The organism is Dolichospermum sp. LEGE 00246, from assembly GCF_015207865.1.
Taxonomy (GTDB): Bacteria; Cyanobacteriota; Cyanobacteriia; order Cyanobacteriales; family Nostocaceae; genus Dolichospermum; species Dolichospermum heterosporum.
On the sequence record NZ_JADEWA010000454.1, the window covers coordinates 1 to 4,385 of the forward strand.

At 40.4% G+C, this 4,385-nt stretch carries 5 protein-coding genes; 1 reads left to right on the forward strand and 4 read right to left on the reverse strand.

The features are described from left to right. Positions 1–118: 118 nt before the first annotated feature. The 4 genes from IQ228_RS21970 to petB form a co-directional block, all read right to left on the reverse strand. Entirely contained in the window at positions 119–490 is a 372-nt protein-coding gene (locus tag IQ228_RS21970) for a hypothetical protein (protein ID WP_027404378.1), read from the reverse strand. Between the two features lie 168 nt (positions 491–658). Further along, a complete protein-coding gene (locus IQ228_RS21975) occupies positions 659–1,105 on the reverse strand; it encodes an anti-sigma regulatory factor (protein WP_027404377.1) in 447 nt (148 codons plus the stop codon). Positions 1,106–1,338: 233 nt separating this feature from the next. After that, positions 1,339–1,821 carry a cytochrome b6-f complex subunit IV gene (gene petD, locus IQ228_RS21980; protein WP_027404376.1) on the reverse strand — a complete coding sequence of 161 codons (483 nt, stop codon included), beginning with the start codon at positions 1,819–1,821 and terminating at the stop codon, positions 1,339–1,341. 182 nt (positions 1,822–2,003) lie between these two features. Next, complete coding sequence (gene petB / locus IQ228_RS21985) at positions 2,004–2,651, reverse strand: cytochrome b6 (protein ID WP_027404375.1); 648 nt, start codon at positions 2,649–2,651, stop codon at positions 2,004–2,006. A 394-nt stretch (positions 2,652–3,045) separates the two neighbouring features. Here petB and ctpA point away from each other — a divergent pair, with 394 nt between their 5' ends. Beyond that, positions 3,046–4,299, forward strand: coding sequence for a carboxyl-terminal processing protease CtpA (gene ctpA / locus IQ228_RS21990; protein ID WP_027404374.1), 1,254 nt, complete (start codon positions 3,046–3,048; stop codon positions 4,297–4,299). Positions 4,300–4,385: the final 86 nt, after the last annotated feature.

A 4,385-nucleotide genomic window follows, 5' to 3' on the forward strand; every position in this document is an offset into this window, starting at 1 on the left:
TTAAGAGACAGGAGTAGGGGAGGGAAAACAGAAGTTTTTCCTATTATTACCCGTCAAAATAACTTTGACGAACTACTAGATTCCAACCGACAACTAACAACTAACAACTAACCACTTCCTAATCTTCCAGTGATTGGGATTGCACTTCAACGGCTTTCACATCAATTGTTCCTTCTGGTGTGAAGCGTTGAAATTGAGAGTTTTTAACTAATAGTTGTTCACCACAGTTAGCACATTGTACTTGACTGTTATTTACCCCTGTTAATTCATATCCACATACAGGACACTGGTTAGTAACTAAATTCTTTTGTAACCACCAGCGAAACCCAAAGAATGCGATTACAGGTAAAAGAAACAATAAACCCAAAATAATTACCAAGGAATTAACTAACCAGCCCAATCCCAATGATGCTAATAACCAGGCGATCGCTAACAGGGTTAGCCAGGGGCGGATTTTCTCAAAATTAAATTGCAAGTTTTTAAAGGTCATGTCTATTTCTTTTGGCTAATAAAATATTAATTCTTCTTTAAATATTATTTCTTTGTGGGGAACAAGGTTTTTTTAGTCTTGTCTGAATCATAACAAACATCACAAAATAATTACAAGTTGTAATCATTTTGACTTTTGATTTTTAAATGCCGATTAGCTTACCAATTTTTAATTTTGCCGTTCTTCCAAACAATATTTAACAATCAACAGGCAATTTCTACTATCTGAATCACGTTCATATACAACTTTATCCGCCAAGCGGCGGAGTAAAAACCATCCATATCCACCCACTTGTAGAGTCCCCGGTTCTGGCTCAGTGATTACATCGGGATTAAATGGTTTTCCGTAATCCCAAATTCTCACCTCTAGCCTATCAGTCCATAAACTGACTTGAATTTCTATAGTTGTTTCCGGTGGTAAAGCATGATGAGCATGACGAACTGCGTTAGTAAAACCTTCTGCTAAAGCTAGGTTAAGACGATAAATTTGGCTATCTGACCAGCCATATTTAGGTAAATATTGCTGACAGAATTCTTCAAACCATTGTTGTACTGGATTTAAGAGCTTAAGATCGCTCCTTACCGTCCGATGGTCTTGCTGCACTATGCTAAGCATTGACCGTGACTTGAATAGAAAGTAATTGAACAGTAGTTCTGTTTTTTGTGAAATAATCTTCCCGCAATTCTAGTTCAGTTAGCGTCTGTTGATCTTCAAAAGTATATCTGTTTCAAAATACCAGTAACAATTAGACCATCAAATAATTACGGCTATTTGTTTGTCAGATATTATCCTGTATATACTCATGAAAATCACAGACGCTACTAGATTTAGTGTTAACTGTAACTACCTTAGAATAATCCTAAAGTTAAGGATTTGTCTAATGGCATTGCAGCACCAATACCTAACCAGATGGTAACAAGAGTACCAAAAAGAAATACTGTTGTTGCTACGGGACGACGGAAGGGGTTTTGGAACTTATTCACGTTTTCCAAAAAGGGAACGAGAGTTAATCCCAAGGGTACAGCAGCCATTGCTAACACACCTAATAGTTTACTAGGTAGTGAGCGGAGAATTTGGAATACAGGATATAAGTACCACTCTGGCAAAATTTCCAAAGGAGTAGCGAAAGGATTGGCTGGTTCACCTATTAAAGCGGGATCTAGAACTGCTAGAGCCACAATACAGGCGAAAGAACCCATAATTACGACTGGGAATATATAGAGTAAATCGTTAGGCCAAGCGGGTTCACCATAGTAGTTGTGACCCATGCCTTGGGCAAGTTTAGCTCTTAATTTGGGATCGCTTAGATCCGGTTTTTTTTGGGTTGACATTTTTAAATGCGCTCTCCGGCTGAAGTGAAGTTAAAGTATTGGTGGAAGCTGTCAACAATACAACTAGCTCAAGTTTCCGATAGTAGTTTATGTCTACAACTTACAAGTTATTTTCTCTTTAGTTTAAAACAAACTACGATGATCTGGAAACACAAGTTTTGCCTATTTGCTAATAACTTTGATTACAAAGGTCCAGAAATACCTTGTTTGCGAATCATCAGGAAGTGAAACAACATGAAGACGGCAATTAACCAAGGGAGAACGAAGGTGTGGGCGCTGTAGTAGCGGGTAAGTGTGGCTTGACCAACACTAGAACCACCACGGAGTAAATCGGAGATGAGAACACCGACTACGGGAATGGCTTCTGGTACACCACTAACAATTTTTACAGCCCAGTAACCAATTTGATCCCAAGGGAGGGAGTAGCCTGTTACACCGAAAGAAACAGTGATAACAGCAAGGATAACACCACTGATCCAGGTCAATTCGCGGGGCTTTTTGAAGCCACCTGTTAGGTAAACTCTGAATGTGTGGAGAATCATCATCAATACCATCATGCTGGCTGACCAGCGGTGAATGGAGCGAATTAACCAACCGAAGTTGACTTCATTCATGATGTACTCTACGGAGGAGAAAGCTTCGGCAACGGTGGGTTTGTAGTAGAATGTCATCGCAAATCCAGTGGCGAACTGGATCAGGAAGCATACTAGGGTAATTCCACCTAAACAGTAGAAGATGTTAACGTGGGGAGGAACGTATTTGGTGGTGATATCATCAGCAATTTCTTGGAGATCCAAGCGTTCCTCAAACCAGTCATAGACGTTAGCCATACAATCTTAAAGTCCTAAAAATAGATTGCGGTTGATAAGTTTTGTTATGCGAAGCTTAGTCAGCCATGACTATTCAACTAACCTCAGTTAGAGGGTTCACTTCTCGCTTCATCCAAGAGAATGGGGTTCTACTTGTCCACGAGCGTAGATTTGGGTGTAACTCACCCTATTTTTGATAAATCTTCCTGTCTTCTTGTCTTTACGAGCCAACGCTAACTATGTTGACTCCAAAGATGATTTTATCGTTGATCAGGAAGAATGGGCAGCTCATAAATTTGGACTAGCAACTTTATGAGAAGAATGCACTTCTTCTATAAAAAAAGTAACATAGTCGAGAGATAGATTTCATCAGCAACTGAGCATTACAGAAATTTTTAGGGAATTTAAGTCTGAGATGGCACTGAAATTAGGGTTCATTCACAAACGGGTTTGGCGGCTAGGATGCTTACTGCTATTGCTTTTTGGTTTGGTGTTTGCAGGATATGTTCCGCCGGCTTCGGCTTTGACTCCAGAACAGAAGTTAGTTTATGAAGTATGGCGAATTGTTAATCGCTCTTATTTGGATGGGACTTTTAACCATCAAAGCTGGCTTGATGTGCGACAAAATGCGTTAAAAGGACATTTTGCTAATCATGAAGCAGCCTATACTACTATTCAGGCGATGCTAAAGAGTTTGGATGATCCTTTTACCCGGTTTCTTGATCCTGAGAAATATCGCAGTTTGCAAGTTAGCACTTCTGGAGAGTTAACTGGTGTAGGATTACAAATTACTCTCAATCCCCAAACTGGTGTTTTGGAGGTGATTACACCCATTAATAATTCTCCAGCGGATAGGGCGGGTTTAAAACCACGCGATCGCATTTTGAAGATTGAGGGTTTATCTACAGAGAATTTGACCCTTGATGAGGCGGCGGCGCAGATGCGTGGATTAAGAGGCAGCGTAGTTACGCTTTTAATTGGCAGGGAAGGAGAACAGGATCAGGAGGTTATCTTGGTGCGCGATCGCATTTCGCTGAATCCTGTTGTTTCTGATTTACGATTATCCCCCCAAGGAACCAAGATTGGCTATCTATCACTGAGTCAATTTAGTGCCAATGCTGTTACTGAGTTGGCACAAGCTATTTCTATTTTAGAAAAAAAAGGCGCGTCTGCCTATATTCTTGATTTAAGAAATAATCCCGGTGGACTCTTACAAGCGGGAATTGAAACTGCTCGTTTATGGTTAGACTCTGGCACAATCGTTTACACTGCCAACCGTCAAGGCATTCAGGGAACCTATGAAGCCTTTGGACCGGCTTTAACCACAGATCCTTTAGTAATTCTCGTTAATAAAGGAACTGCCAGTGCCAGTGAAATTCTCGCGGGTGCATTACAAGATAATCATCGCGCCCAATTAATTGGGGAAACAACTTTTGGTAAGGGTTTAATTCAATCTTTGTTTGAATTGTCCGACGGTTCTGGTTTGGCGGTGACAATTGCTAAATATGAAACTCCTAACCATCGAGATATTAATAAGTTGGGAATTAAGCCTGATCAAATTATTCCCCAACCATCACTTAACCGGGAGCAAATCGGCACAAAGGCAGATACTCAATATCAGGCGGCTGTAGAACTATTGAGTCAGAATTTGGTAATGGGTAATGGGTAATGGGTAATTGGTAATGGGTAATTGGTAATTGGTAATTGGTAAGAATTTCTTTCCCTATTCCCTCTTAACTGCCCCCTGCCCCCTGC

Coding starts and splice junctions, on each gene's coding strand:
- IQ228_RS21970 (WP_027404378.1), bottom strand. CDS start 490: ATGACCTTTAAAAACTTGCAATTTAATTTTGAGAAAATCCGCCCCTGG.
- IQ228_RS21975 (WP_027404377.1), bottom strand. CDS start 1,105: ATGCTTAGCATAGTGCAGCAAGACCATCGGACGGTAAGGAGCGATCTT.
- petD (WP_027404376.1), bottom strand. CDS start 1,821: ATGTCAACCCAAAAAAAACCGGATCTAAGCGATCCCAAATTAAGAGCT.
- petB (WP_027404375.1), bottom strand. CDS start 2,651: ATGGCTAACGTCTATGACTGGTTTGAGGAACGCTTGGATCTCCAAGAA.
- ctpA (WP_027404374.1), top strand. CDS start 3,046: ATGGCACTGAAATTAGGGTTCATTCACAAACGGGTTTGGCGGCTAGGA.